Origin of the sequence: Pseudomonas sp. HMSC063H08, assembly GCF_001813645.1 — a bacterium.
In the GTDB taxonomy this organism is placed as follows: Bacteria; Pseudomonadota; Gammaproteobacteria; order Pseudomonadales; family Pseudomonadaceae; genus Pseudomonas; species Pseudomonas aeruginosa.
In genome coordinates this window covers 1-467 of sequence record NZ_KV813494.1, presented here as the reverse complement: position 1 = coordinate 467, position 467 = coordinate 1, and the positions used below count along the sequence as shown (strand labels likewise).

Sequence of the window (467 nt, the reverse complement as noted above, 5' to 3'; positions counted from 1 at the left end):
CGAGTCCAACCCTTGGCGAGATAGTGGTCTTCAATAACGTGCCAGAACTCCAATTTGCGGGCGGACTCAATCGCCTTTTTTGCCGGGACACGCTCCCGCGCGATCAGGCTCACGAACTGGCCGAGAAACATCTCGCAGTTACGCCCGCTAAAGCCCTTGGCGGTCTTGTAATAGCGCCGATACTCGGTGCGCTCGATCAGCGGATCGCACTCGACCTGGACGCGGGCGTCCTGGCTGATCAGGCTCCAGAAGGCGTCATACATGCCCTCCCGGGAGAGCACACGGAATGCCTCGCAGGCATAGTTCCACAGCCCCTGTAGATGCGGGCAAAGGCCCTCATAGGTGCGGCAGCCAATGACCTCCCCCGAGGCCATACGCGAGCCTTCGGAGAATTGCTGGACGATGGAGTGGTGATAGCGAAACTCGATCCGCCACACCGTTTCCAGGGGGTTATAGGCCGGGTCGCC

The 467-nt window shown here is 60.6% G+C and carries 1 pseudogene; it reads right to left on the bottom strand.

Features of this window, described 5'->3' with window-relative positions:
* Positions 1-467, bottom strand: a pseudogene (locus HMPREF2924_RS20945) (hypothetical protein); the annotation flags it as partial.